The sequence below is a fragment of the Cupriavidus sp. 05N38 genome (assembly GCF_056397345.1).
The window spans coordinates 23,557-39,605 of sequence record NZ_JBFTNF010000017.1; the positions used below are offsets into that span (position 1 = coordinate 23,557).

General features: G+C 66.2%; 16 protein-coding genes. 1 reads left to right on the forward strand and 15 read right to left on the reverse strand.

Features of this window, described 5'->3' with window-relative positions:
- Positions 1-80: 80 nt before the first annotated feature.
- The 7 genes from AC1DK4_RS14785 to AC1DK4_RS14815 form a co-directional block, all read right to left on the reverse strand.
- Positions 81-1,016, reverse strand: a complete 936-nt coding sequence (locus AC1DK4_RS14785) for an electron transfer flavoprotein subunit alpha/FixB family protein (protein WP_441612505.1) — start codon at positions 1,014-1,016, stop codon at positions 81-83.
- Between the two features lie 17 nt (positions 1,017-1,033).
- A complete protein-coding gene (locus AC1DK4_RS14790) occupies positions 1,034-1,783 on the reverse strand; it encodes an electron transfer flavoprotein subunit beta/FixA family protein (RefSeq protein ID WP_441612506.1) in 750 nt (249 codons plus the stop codon).
- Positions 1,784-1,986: 203 nt separating this feature from the next.
- The gene (locus tag AC1DK4_RS14795) at positions 1,987-2,784 is read right to left on the reverse strand and encodes a MetQ/NlpA family ABC transporter substrate-binding protein (RefSeq protein ID WP_441612507.1); all 798 of its coding nucleotides are present in this window, start codon (positions 2,782-2,784) and stop codon (positions 1,987-1,989) included.
- A gap of 87 nt (positions 2,785-2,871) precedes the next feature.
- Positions 2,872-3,525 carry a methionine ABC transporter permease gene (locus tag AC1DK4_RS14800; RefSeq protein ID WP_441612508.1) on the reverse strand — a complete coding sequence of 218 codons (654 nt, stop codon included), beginning with the start codon at positions 3,523-3,525 and terminating at the stop codon, positions 2,872-2,874.
- Positions 3,515-4,549 (reverse strand): methionine ABC transporter ATP-binding protein, encoded by a 1,035-nt coding sequence (locus AC1DK4_RS14805; RefSeq protein ID WP_441612509.1) that lies wholly within the window; start codon positions 4,547-4,549, stop codon positions 3,515-3,517. The genes AC1DK4_RS14800 and AC1DK4_RS14805 overlap by 11 nt, the downstream gene beginning before the upstream one ends.
- Before the next feature lie 158 nt (positions 4,550-4,707).
- Positions 4,708-5,511 (reverse strand): enoyl-CoA hydratase, encoded by an 804-nt coding sequence (locus tag AC1DK4_RS14810; protein WP_441612510.1) that lies wholly within the window; start codon positions 5,509-5,511, stop codon positions 4,708-4,710.
- 20 nt (positions 5,512-5,531) lie between these two features.
- The gene (locus tag AC1DK4_RS14815; RefSeq protein ID WP_441612511.1) at positions 5,532-6,455 is read right to left on the reverse strand and encodes a histone deacetylase family protein; all 924 of its coding nucleotides are present in this window, start codon (positions 6,453-6,455) and stop codon (positions 5,532-5,534) included.
- Positions 6,456-6,572: 117 nt separating this feature from the next.
- Here AC1DK4_RS14815 and mltB point away from each other — a divergent pair, with 117 nt between their 5' ends.
- Entirely contained in the window at positions 6,573-7,679 is a 1,107-nt protein-coding gene (gene mltB / locus AC1DK4_RS14820) for a lytic murein transglycosylase B (protein ID WP_441612512.1), read from the forward strand.
- 108 nt (positions 7,680-7,787) lie between these two features.
- Here the strand turns inward: mltB and cysM are convergent, their stop codons facing one another.
- The 8 genes from cysM to AC1DK4_RS14860 all read right to left on the reverse strand — a co-directional run bounded on the left by cysM (position 7,788) and on the right by AC1DK4_RS14860 (position 15,986).
- Positions 7,788-8,690 (reverse strand): cysteine synthase CysM, encoded by a 903-nt coding sequence (gene cysM, locus AC1DK4_RS14825; RefSeq protein WP_441612513.1) that lies wholly within the window; start codon positions 8,688-8,690, stop codon positions 7,788-7,790.
- Between the two features lie 107 nt (positions 8,691-8,797).
- Positions 8,798-10,102: a solute carrier family 23 protein gene (locus AC1DK4_RS14830; protein WP_441612514.1), complete on the reverse strand. Its 1,305-nt coding sequence runs from the start codon at positions 10,100-10,102 to the stop codon at positions 8,798-8,800.
- A gap of 273 nt (positions 10,103-10,375) precedes the next feature.
- A complete protein-coding gene (locus AC1DK4_RS14835; protein WP_441612515.1) occupies positions 10,376-10,753 on the reverse strand; it encodes a ComEA family DNA-binding protein in 378 nt (125 codons plus the stop codon).
- Between the two features lie 186 nt (positions 10,754-10,939).
- A complete protein-coding gene (gene rfaD, locus AC1DK4_RS14840) occupies positions 10,940-11,935 on the reverse strand; it encodes an ADP-glyceromanno-heptose 6-epimerase (protein ID WP_441612516.1) in 996 nt (331 codons plus the stop codon).
- Entirely contained in the window at positions 11,932-12,924 is a 993-nt protein-coding gene (gene rfaE1 / locus AC1DK4_RS14845; RefSeq protein WP_441612517.1) for a D-glycero-beta-D-manno-heptose-7-phosphate kinase, read from the reverse strand. The genes rfaD and rfaE1 overlap by 4 nt, the downstream gene beginning before the upstream one ends.
- 71 nt (positions 12,925-12,995) lie before the next feature.
- Positions 12,996-14,369 carry a UDP-glucose dehydrogenase family protein gene (locus AC1DK4_RS14850; protein WP_441612518.1) on the reverse strand — a complete coding sequence of 458 codons (1,374 nt, stop codon included), beginning with the start codon at positions 14,367-14,369 and terminating at the stop codon, positions 12,996-12,998.
- 42 nt (positions 14,370-14,411) lie between these two features.
- Positions 14,412-15,662 carry a lipopolysaccharide assembly protein LapB gene (gene lapB, locus AC1DK4_RS14855; protein WP_441612519.1) on the reverse strand — a complete coding sequence of 417 codons (1,251 nt, stop codon included), beginning with the start codon at positions 15,660-15,662 and terminating at the stop codon, positions 14,412-14,414.
- Positions 15,663-15,665: 3 nt separating this feature from the next.
- Entirely contained in the window at positions 15,666-15,986 is a 321-nt protein-coding gene (locus AC1DK4_RS14860; RefSeq protein WP_441612520.1) for a lipopolysaccharide assembly protein LapA domain-containing protein, read from the reverse strand.
- Positions 15,987-16,049 lie beyond the last annotated feature (63 nt).

The window sequence follows — 16,049 nt, forward strand, 5'->3', positions numbered from 1 at the left end:
AAGCCGTTCTCGGGCGGGCCCGGAACGGCTTGTACTCCCTGGCCCGGTCCGGCGCGCCTGGCGGCGGCCGAACCCTGCGATCAGCCCAGCGCCGCCACCAGTTCCGGCACCACGACGTTCAGGTCGCCCACCAGGCCGTAGTCGGCCACCGAGAAGATCGGCGCTTCGGCATCCTTGTTGATCGCCACGATCACCTTGGAGTCCTTCATGCCGGCCAGATGCTGGATCGCGCCGGAGATACCGACGGCGATATACAGTTGCGGCGCGACGATCTTGCCGGTCTGGCCGACCTGATAATCGTTGGGCACGAAGCCGGCGTCCACCGCGGCGCGCGAGGCGCCCATGGCGGCGTTCAGCTTGTCGGCCAGCGGCGTCAGCACCTTGGTGTAGTTCTCGCCCGAGCCCACGCCACGGCCACCGGACACGATGATCTTGGCTGCGGTCAGTTCGGGGCGGTCGCTCTTGGTGACTTCGCGCGAGACGAATTGCGAGATACCCGCGTCAGCCACGGCCGGCAGGCTTTCCACGGCGGCCGAGCCACCGTCGGCAGCAGCGGCGTCGAAGCCGGTGCCGCGCACGGTGATGACCTTCACCTTGTCCGACGATTGCACGGTCGAGATCGCGTTGCCGGCGTAGATCGGGCGCTCGAAGGTATCCGGGCTGTCGACCTTGGTGATGTCCGACAGCTGGGCCACGTCCAGCCTGGCGGCCACGCGCGGCAGGATGTTCTTGCCGTAGGGGGTCGCGGGGGCCAGGATGTGGCTGTAGTCGTTGGCGATGGCCAGCACCTGCTCGGCCACGTTCTCGGCCAGGCCGTCGCCGAAGTAGGCGGCGTCGGCCAGCAGCACCTTGGACACGCCGGCGATCTTGGCGGCCGCGTCGGCGGCAGCCTTCGCGTTGGCGCCGGCCACCAGCACGTGGACGTCGCCGCCGCACTGGGCGGCAGCCGTCACCGTGTTCAGCGTGGCGGACTTGATGGTTTGGTTGTCGTGTTCAGCAATGACGAGTGCAGTCATGTTTTATCTCCTGGCGCTCAGATGACCTTGGCTTCGTTCTTCAGCTTCTGCACCAGCGTCGCAACGTCCGGCACCATCACACCCGCGGTACGCTTGGGCGGCTCGACGACCTTGACGGTCTTCAGGCGCGGCGCGACGTCGACGCCGAGGTCCTCGGGCTTGACGGTCTCGAGCGGCTTCTTCTTGGCCTTCATGATGTTGGGCAGCGTCACGTAGCGCGGCTCGTTCAGGCGCAGGTCGGTGGTCACCACCGCCGGCAGCTTGATCGACAGCGTTTCCAGGCCGCCGTCCACTTCACGCGTCACCGAGGCACGGCCGTCGGCAACGGTCACCTTGGAGGCGAAGGTCGCTTGCGGCAGGCCAGCCAGCGCGGCCAGCATCTGGCCGGTCTGGTTGGAGTCGTCGTCGATGGCCTGCTTGCCCAGGATCACCAGTTGCGGCTGCTCCTTGTCGACCAGCGCCTTGAGCAGCTTGGCCACGGCCAGCGGCTGCAGGTCTTCGCTCGACTCGACCAGGATGCCGCGGTCGGCGCCGATCGCCATCGCGGTGCGCAGGGTTTCCTGGCATTGCGCCACGCCGCACGACACGGCGATCACCTCGGTCGCCACGCCGGCTTCCCTCAGGCGCACCGCTTCTTCCACGGCGATTTCGTCAAACGGGTTCATGCTCATCTTGACGTTGGCCAGATCCACGCCCGTGCCGTCCGACTTCACCCGGACCTTGACGTTGTAATCCACCACGCGCTTGACTGCGACGAGTACTTTCATGCGCTCACTCCACTGATAGTCGATAGTCAGAAATTTGGTTCGCCCGCCATTATAACCACCGGGTTGGCGGCTCTCTTGTTTTTCGAACGGTCGTACTATTTTATCGGTAAAGAATTGCCGGGCATAGCCCGGCAACGTGAAAACCTTGCGCCATTGTGCTGCAGAATGCCCTGGAGCACGCAGGTCTGGCGGTTTTTTTCAGCTTACCAGGCGGTAATCACCGAGTCCTTGAACGTACTCTGCACATACTGCTTGATCTCGGGCGAGTGGTAAGCCTTCACCAGCTTGGCCACCCAGGGCTTGTTCTTGTCGGCTTCGCGGATGGCGATCAGGTTGGCGTAGGGGCCCTTCGGACCCTCGATGGCGATGGCGTCCTTGATCGGCGACAGGCCAGCGGACTCGGCATAGTTGCCGTTGATCGCGGCGGCGTCGAGGTCATCCAGCGAGCGCGGCAGCTGCGCTGCGTCCAGCTCCACGATCTTGATCTTCTTCGGGTTGGCCACGATGTCCAGCGGCGTGGCCTTCAGGCCTGCATCCGGGCGCAGCTTGATGACGCCCTTGCTCTGCAGCAGCAGCAGCCCGCGGCCGCCGTTGGTGGGGTCGTTGGGCACACCCACGCGCGCGCCTTCCTTGAGCTGGTCGAGCGACTTGAGCTTCTTGGAATACACGCCCATCGGGAACGTCACGGTGAAGGCGATGTGGGTGAATTTGTAGCCACGGTCCTTGATCTGCGCTTCCAGGTACGGCAGGTGCTGGTAGCTGTTGGCGTCGAGGTCGCCGGCGGCCAGCGCGGCATTGGGCTGGATGTAGTCGCTGAACTCGACGACCTGGATGTTCAGGCCGTCCTTGGCGGCGACCTTCTTGACCTGCTCCATGATCTGGGCGTGCGGGCCGCCGGTGACGCCGATCTTGATCGGCTTTTCCTGGGCGATGGCACCAGTGGCCAGGGTGGCGCCAATGGCGGCGCCGGCGATCCATTGCAGCACGTTACGACGTTGCATGTCTGACTTCCTTGTTTCTCGATTTCTGGATGGCTCGATTTCTCGATTGCCCTGATTTCTTTTGTTGCGCGCTGCCGCGCGCCTCGCTCACTTGTGGCTGATGCGCCGCACCAGCCAGTCACCGAAACTCTGCACCGCCTGCACGAAGACGATGAGGATCAGCACTACCGCCACCATCACTTCCGTGATGTAGCGCTGGTAGCCGTAGCGAATGCCCAGGTCGCCCAGCCCGCCGCCGCCGATGGCGCCGGCCATGGCCGAATAGCCGACCAGGCTCACGAAGGTGATGGTCAGGCCGGCCACGATGCCGGGCATGGCCTCGGGCAGCAGCACCTTCATCACGATCTGGCCGGTGGTCGCGCCCATCGACTGGGCGGCCTCCACCAAACCCTTGTCGACCTCGCGCAGCGCGCTTTCCACCAGTCGCGCGATGAACGGAATGGCGGCGATGGTCAGCGGCACGACGGCCGCGGTGGTGCCGATCGACGAGCCGACGATAAAGCGCGTGAACGGGATCACCACCACCAGCAGGATGATGAAGGGAATCGAGCGCACCGCGTTGACCACCACGCCGATGGTGCGGTTGAACAGCGGGTGCGACAGCACGCCGCCGCGGTTGGTCAGGTGCAGCAGCACGCCCAGCGGCACGCCGAACAGCGAGCCGACCACGCCCGAGATGCCCACCATCAGCAAGGTCTCGTTGAACGAGGTCACGAACAGATCAAACATTTCAGACCACATGCTCGATCTCCTCCACGACCACGCCTTGTTCTTGCAGGAATGCCATCGCGGCCTTGACGTCGGCGGGTTCGCCGGTGGCCATGATGGCCAGCGAACCGAAGGCCTGGCCCTGGATCTCGTCGATATGCCCGTGCAGGATATTGAAGTCCAGCCCATGGCGGCGGATGGCCTGGGCCAGCACCGGCTGGTCCACGCCTTCGCCGGTGAAGGCCAGCCGGTAGACATGGTCGCGGCCGTTGCCAAGCCGGCTTTCCACGCGCTTGAGCACGCTTGCCGGCAGTTCCTGGGCAATCACATCGCCGATCATGGCGCGCGTGACCTCGTGTCGCGGGCGCAGGAAGACGTCGATCACGCGGCCGGTCTCGACCACCTGGCCGGCTTCCAGCACGGCGACACGGTCGCAGACCTGCTTGATCACTTCCATCTGGTGCGTGATCATGACGATGGTCAGGCCCAGTTCGCGGTTGATCTGCTTGAGCAACTCCAGGATGGCGCGCGTGGTTTCCGGATCGAGCGCCGAGGTGGCCTCGTCCGACAGCAGCACCTTGGGCTTGCTGGCCAGCGCACGGGCGATGCCCACGCGCTGCTTCTGCCCGCCGCTGATCTGGGCGGGATAGCGGTCCTTCAGCGCCGTCAGGCCGACCAGTTCCAGCAGCGGCAGCACCGTCGCGGAAATCTCGTTCCTGGACTTGCCGGCCAGCTCCAGCGGCAGCGCCACGTTGTCGTACACGGTGCGCGACGACAGCAGGTTGAAATGCTGGAAGATCATGCCGATGTCGCGGCGGGCCTGGCGCAGCGCGCCGCTGTCGAGCGCCGTCAGGTCCTGGCCGCCGACGATCACGCGGCCGGCGCTGGGGCGGTTGAGCAGGTTGATGGCGCGCACCAGCGTGCTCTTGCCGGCGCCGCTGCGGCCGATGATGCCGAACACCTCGCCCGGCGCGATGGACAGGCTGACATCCCGCAATGCATGCACCTCGCCCGACCCGCCGGGGAAGCGCTGCGATAGACCTTGCAGTTCGATCATGTGAAAAGAAAACGGCAACAGGCGAGAATGTCTCAAGCGCTGTTGCCGCATTTTATTTTTAGGCGAAGCTCGCATTTTAAGCGATCCGCTTCATACCAGAAACGACTTTTTGCCGATGTCTTTATATGTTCAAGGCATATAAGACAATAAAAAGCAGTTTATTCGCCACGCCAAGAAGGCGCACGCTTGTCCAGGAAGGCCTGGACACCCTCCAGCGCGGCGGGATCCATCATGTTGCAGGCCATGGTCTGGCCGGCCAGCTGGTAAGCGGCCTCGATGCCCATCTCGAGCTGGCGGTAGAACAGGCCCTTGCCGGCAGCCACCGCGGCGGCCGGCTTGGCGCAGATACTGGCGGCCAGGCGCGCGACCTCGGCATCGAGGCCGTCGGCGGGCACCACGCGATTGACCAGCCCGCGCGTGCGCGCCTCCGTCGCGTCGATCATGTCGCCGGTCAGCAGCATCTCCAGCGCCTGCTTGCGCGACAGGTTGCGCGACAGCGCCACCCCGGGGGTGGCGCAGAACAGGCCGAGATTGACGCCGGATACCGCGAAGCGCGCGTCATCCGCCGCCACGGCCAGGTCGCACATGGCCACCAGCTGGCAGCCGGCGGCGGTGGCGACGCCCTGCACCCGCGCGATCACCGGCTGCGGCATCTTGTGGATCGCCATCATCATGCGCGTGCAGCGGTCGAACAGGCGGCGGTAGTAGTCGTGCGACGGGCTGGCGCGCATCTCGCGCAGGTCGTGGCCGGCGCAGAAGGCTCGCCCTGCCCCGCCCAGCACCACCACGCGCACCGAAGCATCGGCCGCGACGCGCGCGAAGGCGGCGGTCAGCGCGTCCAGCAGGCCCTCGGACAAGGCGTTGAAGGCTTCGGGACGGTTCATCGTCAGCCGCAGCACGCCGGGCGCATCGAGGCTTTCGCTCAGCAGCGACGCCGCATGGCGGTTATCGGTATCTGCCATGGCAGGCCTTCTCCTGTTGTCTATTGCTCGAGCAGCACCTTGAGGTGCGCGAGCACGCTGCGGCCGAGCGCGCTGAGGTTGTAGCCACCTTCCAGGCAGCTGACGATGCGTCCCTTGGCATGCGTGCGGGCGACTTCCATCAGTTGCGCGGTAATCCAGGCGTAGTCCTGCTCGACCAGCCCCATCTGCCCGAGGTCGTCCTCGCGATGGGCATCGAAGCCCGCCGAGATGAACAGCATCTGCGGCTTGAACTCGTTCAGGCGCGGCAGCCAGATCGTCTCCACCACTTCGCGCACCGCCATGCCGCTGGTATAGGCCGGCAGCGGGATGTTCGACATATTGGTGGCGATATGCTCGGTGCCGCTGTAGGGATAGAAGGGGTGCTGGAAGAAGCTGCACATCAGCACGCGCGCATCGCCGCGGAACGCGGCCTCGGTGCCGTTGCCGTGATGCACGTCGAAATCGACGATCGCCACGCGCTCCAGGCCGTGCGCCGCGAGCGCGTGGCGCGCGGCGATCGCTACGTTGTTGAAGAAGCAAAAGCCCATCGCATGGTCCGGCTCGGCATGATGGCCGGGCGGGCGCACACAGCAAAAGGCATTTTCGATCTCGCCCGCGATGACCGCGTCGGTGGCTGCCACCGCGGCGCCGGCCGCGTGCGTGGCGGCGGCCAGCGTGTGGCTGTTCATCAGCGTGTCGGGGTCGATCGGGTGATAGCCGCTGGCGGGACTGGCGGCGGCCAGGCTGGCCACGTACTCCGGCCGGTGCACGCGCCCGATCTGCTCTGCGGTCGCGGCGGGGGCATCGCGCCGGTCGAGCAAACCATCCATGCCGTGCGAGATCAGCTGGTCTTCTATGGCCTGCAGGCGCTCCGGGCATTCCGGATGGAAATGCCCCATCTCATGCAGCAGGAATTCTGGATGCGTGTAATAGCCTGTCGGCATGGCTTATAGCTTTATCGTGGTCTCCAATCGCTACGTTAGCACATGCCGCGCCGGGCACCCAGCGAGGTGCCGCGCGGGCACCATCCGCTATACTCGCAGCGACTTGCAAAGGACACCATGACCGAAACCCAGCGCTCCCTGCGCCGCCCCTTGCTGGGAGCTGCGCTTTCCGCTGCCGCATTGAGCTTGTGCGGCGTTTCTCCCGCACTGCTTGCCGCCGGCAAGCGCCGTGTGAGCGTGCGCGAGGAAGAGATCGAGCCGGGCCGCTATCGCGACAACCCGAAGAGCCGCGCCTTCATCGACGAAATGGTGGCGCGCCATGGCTTCGCCCGCCCCATGCTCGAAGGCTGGTTCGGGCAGGCCGTCTATTCGTCCACGGTAGCGCGCCTGATCATGCCGCCCGCCACGCCGGGCCGCAAGAGCTGGCGCGCATACCGCTCGCGCTTTATCGAACCCATCCGCATCAACGCGGGCGTGCGCTTCTGGCAGCAGAACCGCGACACCCTGCGCCGCGCCGAGGCCGAGTTCGGCGTGCCGGCTTCGGTGATCGTCGGCATCATCGGCGTCGAAACCATCTATGGCCGCGACATGGGCACGTTCCGCGTGATCGACTCGCTCTCCACGCTGGCCTTCGACTATCCGGACACCCCGAACCGCGACGCGCGCACCACGCTGTTCCGCAACCAGCTGGCGGACTACCTGCTGTGGTGCCGCGACACCAACACCGATGTGTTCTCGGTGCTGGGCTCCTACGCCGGCGCCGTCGGCATCCCGCAGTTCATGCCGACCAGCCTGCGCGACTACGCCATCGACTACGACGGCGACGGCCACATCGACCTGCGCAACAGCGCCACCGACGCCATCGGCAGCGTGGGCCGCTTCCTGCAACTGCACGGCTGGGAACAGGGCCGCCCGGTGGTCTGGCGCCTTGCCCCCGACGAGGGCAGCCGCGGCATCGCCACCGCGGCCGCAGACGGCGAGCCGTGGCCCACCCGCACGCTGAACCAGTTGCTCAAGGCCGGCCTGCGCGTGGACGAACCGATCGACCTGGCGCGCGAAGGCGAGACCGGCGTGCTGGTGGTGGACCTGCCCACGCCCGGCGAAACCACCGACTACATGCTGGGCCTGCGCAATTTCTACGTGCTCACGCGCTATAACCGCAGCTTCTTCTACGCGCTGGCGGTGTACCAGCTGGGCGAGGCGGTCAAGTCGGCGATGGGCTGACCCCGAGCGCCGGCGGCACCTGCCGCCGCCGACCACAGAAGACAAAAAGCCCCGCCGTGATCCGAGCGGGGCTTTTTGCTGGCGCGTGCGGTGCGTGCGGCGCGGGCCTCAGGCCGGGAACACCCCTGTCGAGAGATAGCGGTCGCCGCGGTCGCACACCACGAAGACGATGGTGGCGTTCTCCACCTCTTCGGCGATGCGCAGTGCCACGCACAGCGCGCCGGCGGCCGAGATCCCGCAGAAGATGCCTTCCTCGCGCGCCATGCGGCGGGCCATGTGCTCGGCATCGCCCTGACTGACCAGTTCGGTGCGGTCGATGTACTTGGGATCGTAGATCTTCGGCATGTACGCCTCCGGCCACTTGCGGATGCCGGGAATGCGCGAGCCCTCGGCCGGCTGCGCGCCGACCACCTGCACCGCCGCGCTCTGCTCCTTCAGGAAGCGCGACACGCCGGTGATGGTGCCGGTGGTGCCCATGGCGGAGACGAAGTGAGTGATGCGTCCTTCGGTTTCGCGCCAGATCTCGGGGCCGGTGGTCTCGTAGTGGGCCAGCGGATTGTCCGGGTTGCCGAACTGGTCGAGGATCACGCCGCGGCCATCGCGCTCCATCGAGTCAGCCAGGTCCCGCGCGTACTCCATGCCGCCCTTGACCGGCGTGAGAATGATCTCGGCGCCATAGGCGGCCATGCTCTGGCGGCGCTCCATGCTCAGGTCTTCGGGCATGATCAGCACCATCTTGTAGCCACGGATGGCGGCCGCCATGGCCAGCGCGATGCCGGTATTGCCCGAGGTGGCCTCGATCAGCGTATCACCCGGCTTGATGCGGCCGCGCGCTTCGGCGCGGGCGATCATCGACACCGCCGGCCGGTCCTTGACCGACCCGGCCGGGTTGTTGCCCTCGAGCTTGCCGAGGATGACATTGCCGCGCGGGGCACCGGCGGCGCCGGGGATGCGCTGCAGTTGCACCAGCGGCGTATTGCCGATGGTGTCTTCGATCGTCTTGTAGGCCATGGTGAGCGGGGATTCCAAATGTCGGCGGACATTGTAATCCAGTCGTAATACCCGCGTTGGCTGCGCGGCGGGCGACCCTCGCCGCCCGGGCCGCCGCGGCACGGTCATCAGGCGTCGGATTCGCTCTTGCTGCCGCCCAGCAGGTGATACAGCAGGATGGCGCCGAAAGTGGCGGTACCGATACCGCCCAGCGCCATGCCGCCCAGCTTCAGGGTCAGGTCGCCGGCCGCCACGGTGAGCGTGGCGCCCACCGTGATCAGGTTGCGCGAGCTGGAGAAGTCCACCTTGTTTTCCACCCAGATGCGCCCTGCCGTGGCGGAAATCAGCCCGAACACGACAATGGTCAGGCCGCCGATCACGGGACCCGGGATGGTCAGGATCAGCGCGCCGAACTTGGGAGAAAAGCCCAGGATGAGCGCCACCACCGCGGCCACCACGAAGATCAGCGTGGAGTAGATCCGGGTCACGGCCATCACGCCCATGTTCTCGGCATAGGTGGTCACGCCGGTACCACCGCCGCCCGCGGAGATCATGGTGGCAATGCCGTCACCGATGAAGGCACGCCCGATGTACGGATCGAGATTGCGCCCGGTCATCACGCTGATGGCCTTGATATGCCCGAGATTCTCGGCCACCAGTACGATCGCCACCGGTGCGATCAGCAGCATGGCGCTGGCCTGGAATACCGGCGAGGTGAAGACCGGCAGGCCGAACCAGCTCGCCGCGGCCACGCCGGAGAAATCGATGGCCTTGCCCAGTCCCATGACATTGGTGCAAACGTAATACAGCGCATAGCCGAACAGCCCGCCGACCAGCACCGGCAGCCGGCGCAGCATGCCAGGCGCGTGCACGGCGACCATGCCAACGGCCAGCACCGTGGCCAGGCCAACCCAGGTGTCGAGCGCGGCGCCGCTCACGGCCTTGACCGCCACCGGCGCCAGGTTCAGGCCGATGGCCGCGACGATGGCGCCGGTCACCACGGGCGGCATCAGCCGCTCGACCCAGCGGTATCCCACCGCCTGCACCACGAGACCGATCACCAGGTAGAGCGCGCCCGCGGCGATGATGCCGCCCAGCGCCACCGGTATGTTCGGGTTGGGGCCGCTGCCGGCGTAGCCGGTGGCGGCAATCACCACCGCGATAAAGGCGAAGCTCGAGCCCAGGTAGCTCGGCACCCGCCCGCGCACGCACAAGAAGAAAATCAGCGTGCCGATACCGGAAAACAGGATCGCGATATTGGGATTGAAACCCATCAGGATCGGCGCGATCGCCGTCGAGCCGAACATCGCCACCACGTGCTGGATGCCGGCCAGGACGGTCTGCCCCGCAGGCAGCCGCTCGTCAGGCGCGATCACGCCATGCGTCTTCAGCCGCCACTTGGGCAGGAATCCCGCGTCCTCATCATTTCCCATTGTCCAGCTCCCTTTTCTGTCCTTGGCCTGGCCGCCCGCGCGCGGGCAGGTCCGGCTCGATTTGGTTTGTCCTTGCCGCGCGGCCGGCTCGGCCTGCGCGGGCGTCCGCATGATACCGTGCAGCCGCGATCGTGCGAAGCCATCCGGACTAGCACGAGCCGTACCAGCGGCTCGACCGCGCTTTTGGTGCATGAACGCAAAGAAGCCCCGGACACGGCCGGGGCTTCTTCGGTACGACGGGCGGGTTGCCTTGGTGGCGGCAGCCGCGCCCGCTTATCTGGCGGGCTTGGCCGGCGCCTTGTCCGCGACCTTGGCATCCTTCTTTGCCGCAACCGCGGCCGGCTTCGGTGCGGCCGCGGCGCCGATGGTCATGCCGCCTTCCTGCAGCCGCGCCACCGATTTCTGCCCAAGGCCCTTGACGCGGTCGGCCAGGTCGGCCGCATCCTTGAAGGGACCACCCTTGGCGCGCTCGGCGACGATGGTGCTCGCGGTGGCCGGACCGATGCCCTTGAGCGTCACCAGCGAAGTCTCGTCTGCCGTATTGACATCGACCGCGGCATGGGCCGCGCCCATCAGCGAAAAGCACAGCGCCAGGGCCAGCAGTGCCTGCCCGGAAACCAGCTTGAGTACCTTGATTGCCTGATTGCGCATGGAGATTCTCCTATCCGTTGTGAAGGTAGCCGCGCCCTCGCTGGACGCGGCAACACGGAGGATAGGAGCGCGCGGCAGCGTTGGCGCGTCCTGCAACAAATGTTCACCTCGGCTACCAAGGTGTGTCCGCCGCAAGCCAAAAAAACGCGCGCCGAAGCGCGCGTCGATGGCCTGATCTCTCCCGCCTCAGGCTTTGCGCTGCAGCAGCCAGCGGCAGTAGCGCGACACGCCTTCCTCGACCGTGTAGAACGCGTCCTTGTAGCCTGCCGCGCGCAGTCGCGACATGTCCGACTGCGTGTAGCACTGGTATTTGCCGCGCAGCGCATCGGGGAACTTGACGTACTCGACCAGTCCTTCCTGCACCAGCTCGTCCAGGCTCAGCCGGGGCTTGTCCTCGGCTTCGCGCAGCGTGTTGACCACGGTGGTGGCGATGTCGTTGAAGGGCTGCGCGTTGCCGGTGCCGAGGTTGAAGATCCCCGACTTGTCCGGGTGCTCGAGGAAGAACAGGTTGACCTTCACCACGTCTTCCACCGACACGAAGTCGCGCGTATGGCCACCCGGGCCGTAGCCGCCATATTCGCCGAACAGCTTCACGGTGCCGTCGGCGCGGAACTGGTTGAAATTGTGGAACGCCACCGAAGCCATGCGTCCCTTGTGCGCTTCGCGCGGGCCGTAGACATTGAAGTAGCGGAAGCCCACGATCTGCGACAAAGCCGACGGCAGCGTGCGCCGCACCACCTGGTCGAACAGGAACTTGGAGTAGCCGTAGACGTTGAGCGGCTGCTCGTGCTCGCGGTCTTCCTTGAACACCTGCGAAGCGCCGTAGGTCGCCGCCGACGAAGCGTAGAGGAACTGCGTGCCCTGCTCCAGGCAGGCTTCCATCAGCGCCCGCGTATAGCGGTAGTTGTTCTCCATCATGTAGCGGCCGTCGTGCTCCATGGTGTCCGAGCAGGCGCCCTCGTGGAAGACCGCGCGCACCTTGCCGAACTCGCCACGGGCGAAGCGCGCGAGGAATTCGGTCTTGTCCACGTAGTCGAGGATCTCGCAGTCGACGAGGTTGTGGAATTTCTCTGCGCGCGTCAGGTTGTCGACGGCGACGATATTGTCCTCGCCGCGTTCGTTGAGGCCCTTGACGAGGTTGCTGCCGATGAATCCGGCCGCGCCGGTAACGATGATGGTCATGTGCGTGAAGGCTCGTTCGAGCCGGAAGGCAGCGCCGCGCCCTGCGCCTGCGAGCCGAACAATTCAGAATAGGTGACAACGGCCGTGCCGAGCTTGCCCACCACGATGGCGCCGGCGCGGTTGGCGTGCTGCACGGCTTCCTTGAGCGGCACGCCGGCCCCGAGCATGGTCGCCAGCGTGGCGATCACGGTGTCGCCGGCGCCCGATACGTCGTAGACCTCGCGCGCCTGGGCCGAAACATGCAGCACTTCCGCTTCGGTGTAGAGCGTCATGCCCTCTTCCGAACGCGTCAGCAGCAGCGCATCGAGATGCAATTCGCGGCGCAGGTTCTGGGCCCGGATGGTGAGGTCCGATTCGGTCTTCCAGGCACCCACCACATGACGCATCTCGGCGCGGTTGGGCGTGATCAGCGTGGCGCCGCGATAGCGCGAGTAGTCGTCGCCCTTGGGATCGACCAGCACCAGGCAACCGGCCGCCCGGCCGGCTTCCACCATGCGGCCCACGTGCGCCAGCCCGCCCTTGCCGTAGTCGGACAGCACCAGCACCTTGTATTCCTTCACAAGGGCCAGGAAGCGGTCCTGCACGGAGAGCAGGACTTCGTGCGCCGGCGGGTTCTCGAAATCCACGCGCAGCAGTTGCTGCTGGTGCGCCATCACGCGCAGCTTGATGGTGGTGTTGACGCTCCGGTCGCGGTGCAGGTAGGGCTGCACATGGCTGGCCTCCAGCAGCGTCTCCAGCGTGCGGCCGGGCTCGTCGTCGCCCACCACGCCGAGCATGCCGACCGTGGCGCCCAGCGCGGCCGCGTTGCGCGCCACGTTGGCGGCGCCGCCGAGCCGTTCGTCGCTGCGCTTGATCTGCACGACCGGCACCGGCGCTTCCGGCGAGATGCGTTCCACGTCGCCGAACCAGTAGCGGTCCAGCATCATGTCGCCCGTCACCAGGATGCGGGATTGATTGATCTGTTGCAGCGGAATGTGGTTCTTGCTCATGGAATCCTTGGCAACGCGGCCCGGTCCGTCAGCCAGGGCGTCGGCTTGTCGTTCCCGTTGGTTTTCTCGGTTCAGCGCGTCGTGGTCGGCCGCCCGATCGCATGGTATTCGATGCCTGCTTCCTGCATGGCCTCGGGCTCGTACAGATTGCGGCCGTCGAAGATGACGGGTGCCTTCAGGCGGCGCTTGATCTGGTTGAAATCCGGGCTGCGGAAGACCTTCCATTCGGTGAGGATGACCAGCGCGTCGGCGCCGTCCAGCGTATCCATCTGCGCTTCGCTGAAATGCACGCGGGCAAAGCCGCCCTCGATATCGGCGAGGTCTGCCTCCAGCGCGTGGCGAGCCTCCTCCATCGAGATCGGATCGTGCACGCGCAGCGACGCACCGCGTGCAACCAGTGCGCGCGCCAGCACCCGCGACGGCGCCTCGCGCATATCGTCGGTGTTCGGCTTGAACGCCAGGCCCCAGAACGCGAACGTGCGGCCTGCGAGATCCTCGCCGAAGCGGCGCACGACCTTGTCGGCCAGCACCTGCTTTTGCGCCTCGTTGACCGCTTCCACTGCCTCCAGCACGCGCATGGGCTTGCCGTGCGCGCTCGCGGTACGCATCAGTGCCTGCACGTCCTTGGGGAAGCATGAGCCGCCGTAACCGGCGCCGGCATAGAGGAAACTATAGCCGATGCGCGGATCGGAACCGATGCCCATGCGCACCAGCTCGATATCGGCGCCGACCTCGTCGGCCAGGTTGGCCAGCTCGTTCATGAACGAGATGCGCGTGGCCAGCATCGAATTGGCGGCGTACTTGGTGAACTCCGCCGAGCGCACGTCCATGTAGAAGGTACGTTCGTGGTTGCGGTTGAACGGGGCATACAGCTGGCGCATGATGGCCTTGGCATGGCGGCCCGCGACGTCGCCGTCGCAACCCAGCACGATGCGGTCAGGCCGCATGAAGTCTTCCACCGCGGCGCCTTCCTTGAGGAACTCGGGATTCGACACCACCGAAAACTGCAGATCTTCGAGCGCACGCGTAGCCAGTTCGGCGCGGATGGCCTGCGTGACACGATCCCCGGTGCCGACCGGCACCGTCGACTTGTCCACCACCACCTTGAAGCCCGTCATATGGCGGCCGATATTGCGCGCCGCCGCCAGCACGTACTGCAGGTCTGCCGAGCCGTCCTCGTCCGGCGGCGTGCCGACCGCGATGAACTGCACATCGGCGTGCTCCACGCTGGCCGCCACGTCGGTGGAGAAGGTCAGTCGCCCGGCTTCGCGGTTGCGCTGGATCAGCTCCTTCAGGCCCGGCTCGTAGATCGGCACGCCGCCGGCATTGAGCAGAGCGATCTTGCGCTCATCCACATCCAGGCAGAACACATCGTTGCCCAGTTCTGCCAGGCAGGCGCCGGTCACTAGACCGACGTAGCCGCTGCCGATAACGGTGACTTTCATAACTCGTACTCCAGATAGGGATTGGCGCGCGCTACGACGGCGTCAGCCCAGCGCCTCGGAACGGCGCGGTGCATAGGTTTCCCAGCGATTGCAGCCGGGGCACTGCCAATAGAACAATCGCGCGCGGAAGCCACACTCGCGGCAGGTATAGCGCGCCAGGTTGCGCGTACGATGCTGCAGCAGGTCGCGGATCGCCGATACCTCCTGCGCATGGGCGAGATCCTGGCCTGCGTCGGGCTGCGCCACCGCGGCGGCGGCGCCGGATCCGGCCGCGGCCACTTCGGCGGGCGCACCCTGCGCCTGCGCGACCTCGGCGGCCTGGGCCTCGAAATACTTGGTCAGGGCCAGCAGCGAAGGCTGCCGGCGCAGTTGCTCGCGCATCAGCGTCGCGGCCGCTTCCGCACCATGCAGCTCGAGCTCCGTCCGATAGGCGCTGTCGAGCAATTCCGGGGCCAGGTTGGTCTTGAGCAGGCCGCGCAGCCACTCCAGGGCCCGGCCTTCATCACCGAGCTGGCGATAGGCCTTGATCACGCGATCCGCCACCAACGGCAGGTAGGACGCATCCTGCTTCTCGATGCCCAGCCAGTGGCCCAGCGCGCCGGTGACATCGCCTGCCGCCATCGCCACGTCGCCGAGCAGCATCGGCGCGCGCACATTGGCGGGGTTTTCCTCGATGGCCTGCCGCAACCAGCCGGTCGCATCCTCTGGCTGCTTGCGCTGCAGCGCGTCCTGCGCCAGTTCGCAACAGAACTGCGCGATCTGCACCTTGTAGTCCTTCTGCTCGAGCGGCTGGAGTTCGCGCGCGGCCTCGATGGCCTTCTTCCATTCCTTCTCGACTTCGTAGAGTTCGAGCAGCACATGCTTGGCCGGCGCCGCGTAGGGGCCCGACATCAGCCGCCGCAGCGACTCTTCGGCACGGTCCAGCAACCCGGCGCGCAGATAGTCCTGCCCGAGTTCGTAGAGGGCGTGCTCGCGCTCTGCATCGGGCAGGTCCTGGCGGCTGGCCAGGTTCTGGTGCACGCGAATGGCGCGCTCGGTTTCGCCGCGCCGGCGGAACAGCGCACCGAGGGCGAAGTGAAGCTCGGTGGTCTCGGGGTCCAGGCGCACCACTTCGATAAAGGCATCGATGGCCTGGTCGGGCTGCTCGTTGAGCAGGAAATTCAGCCCTTTGAAATAGGAACGGGGAAGCGCGCCCTGCTCGCTCAGGAGCTGGCGCGCATCGAAGCGCGCGGCCATCCAGCCGAGGCCAAAGATCAGCGGCAGCGCAAGCAGCCACCAGGTTTCAAAAATCATGGCTCAGACTTTCGGGCCGACTACGTTGTAGGGAACGCCGGATGCGGCCGCCTGCGGATCGCTTGCGGCCGGCTGGCTGCGCGCCTCGCCGAGCGCACGCCGCAGCCGGCCCACTTCCATGCGCTGGCGCATCAGCGCGGGCGCAATGGCGGCGAGCGCGGCGACGATACCGAGGCCGAATGCGGCAAGCAGGATCAGGATCAGCGGCGCGCGCCAGACTGCGTCGAAAAACAGCCGCAGCGAGGCGTCGGCGGTGTTGCGCAGCGCCAGCACGAACAGCAGCGCGAACAGGACGATGCGGATGATCCAGGCGACAAGTTTCATGCGGGCTTCATGCGGACATCATGCGGACTTCATGCGACAGGTAGGAACTCGGGCCCAGGCAAT

Coding starts and splice junctions, on each gene's coding strand:
- cysM (WP_441612513.1), bottom strand. CDS start 8,690: ATGGCCTACAAGACGATCGAAGACACCATCGGCAATACGCCGCTGGTG.
- rfaD (WP_441612516.1), bottom strand. CDS start 11,935: ATGACCATCATCGTTACCGGCGCGGCCGGATTCATCGGCAGCAACCTC.
- AC1DK4_RS14850 (WP_441612518.1), bottom strand. CDS start 14,369: ATGAAAGTCACCGTTATCGGCAGCGGCTACGTCGGTCTAGTGACCGGC.
- AC1DK4_RS14785 (WP_441612505.1), bottom strand. CDS start 1,016: ATGACTGCACTCGTCATTGCTGAACACGACAACCAAACCATCAAGTCC.
- AC1DK4_RS14815 (WP_441612511.1), bottom strand. CDS start 6,455: ATGCCGACAGGCTATTACACGCATCCAGAATTCCTGCTGCATGAGATG.
- AC1DK4_RS14810 (WP_441612510.1), bottom strand. CDS start 5,511: ATGGCAGATACCGATAACCGCCATGCGGCGTCGCTGCTGAGCGAAAGC.
- AC1DK4_RS14830 (WP_441612514.1), bottom strand. CDS start 10,102: ATGGGAAATGATGAGGACGCGGGATTCCTGCCCAAGTGGCGGCTGAAG.
- lapB (WP_441612519.1), bottom strand. CDS start 15,662: ATGATTTTTGAAACCTGGTGGCTGCTTGCGCTGCCGCTGATCTTTGGC.
- rfaE1 (WP_441612517.1), bottom strand. CDS start 12,924: ATGAGCAAGAACCACATTCCGCTGCAACAGATCAATCAATCCCGCATC.
- AC1DK4_RS14835 (WP_441612515.1), bottom strand. CDS start 10,753: ATGCGCAATCAGGCAATCAAGGTACTCAAGCTGGTTTCCGGGCAGGCA.
- AC1DK4_RS14800 (WP_441612508.1), bottom strand. CDS start 3,525: ATGTGGTCTGAAATGTTTGATCTGTTCGTGACCTCGTTCAACGAGACC.
- AC1DK4_RS14805 (WP_441612509.1), bottom strand. CDS start 4,549: ATGATCGAACTGCAAGGTCTATCGCAGCGCTTCCCCGGCGGGTCGGGC.
- mltB (WP_441612512.1), top strand. CDS start 6,573: ATGACCGAAACCCAGCGCTCCCTGCGCCGCCCCTTGCTGGGAGCTGCG.
- AC1DK4_RS14795 (WP_441612507.1), bottom strand. CDS start 2,784: ATGCAACGTCGTAACGTGCTGCAATGGATCGCCGGCGCCGCCATTGGC.
- AC1DK4_RS14860 (WP_441612520.1), bottom strand. CDS start 15,986: ATGAAACTTGTCGCCTGGATCATCCGCATCGTCCTGTTCGCGCTGCTG.
- AC1DK4_RS14790 (WP_441612506.1), bottom strand. CDS start 1,783: ATGAAAGTACTCGTCGCAGTCAAGCGCGTGGTGGATTACAACGTCAAG.